Source organism: Streptomyces lanatus, from assembly GCF_014655715.1.
In the GTDB taxonomy this organism is placed as follows: domain Bacteria; phylum Actinomycetota; class Actinomycetes; order Streptomycetales; family Streptomycetaceae; genus Streptomyces; species Streptomyces lanatus.
In genome coordinates this window covers 1-724 of the sequence record NZ_BNBM01000047.1, presented here as the reverse complement: position 1 = coordinate 724, position 724 = coordinate 1, and the positions used below count along the sequence as shown (strand labels likewise).

The window sequence follows — 724 nt, the reverse complement described above, 5'->3', positions numbered from 1 at the left end:
ATCTCAGCGGATGATCCGAAGTGGATCGAGCCGTTCTCCGGGTTGACCGAGGTGCAGTTCGCCAGGCTGGTGGCCCTGGTGCGGCGTCGCGGTGGCGATCTTCAGCGCGGTCGTCCCTGGCGACTGCCGTTGGAGGACCGGGTGCTGCTGGTGGCCACCTATTGGCGCACGAATCTGACGTTGCGGCAGGTAGCGCCATTGTTCGGGGTCTCGAAGTCCGCGGCCGACCGCATCCTCGATCACCTCGCACCTCTGCTGGCCATCTCGCCGGCCCGGCGGCCGCGCAAGGACACCGTCTACATCGTCGACGGCACCCTGGTGCCCACCCGCGACCGCAGGGTGGCCGCCTCCAGCAAGAACTACCGCTACTCGACGAACCTGCAGGTCGTGATCGATGCCAACAGCCGCCTGGTGGTGGCGATCGGCCTGCCGCTGCCCGGCAGCCGCAACGACTGCCGGGCGTTCACGGAGTCCGGCGTTGACCGGGCCTGCCGGGGAGCCCCGACCATCGCCGACGGCGGCTACCAGGGCACCGGCCTGCTCATCCCGCACCGCAAACGACGCGGTCAGACACACCTCAGCCCGCAGCAGGAAGCGGAGAATGCCGTCCACCGCCGGGCGCGAGCCCGGGTGGAACACGCCCTGTCGCGATTGAAGAACTGGAAGATCCTGCGGGACTGCCGCCTCAAGGGCAACGGCGTTCACCAAGCGATGCTCGGCATCG

At 68.6% G+C, this 724-nt stretch carries 1 protein-coding gene; it reads left to right on the top strand.

Annotation, left to right across the window (positions count from 1 at the left end):
* Window positions 1-724: transposase (locus IE325_RS45850; protein WP_229912579.1), on the top strand; the 724-nt coding region annotated here is incomplete at both ends.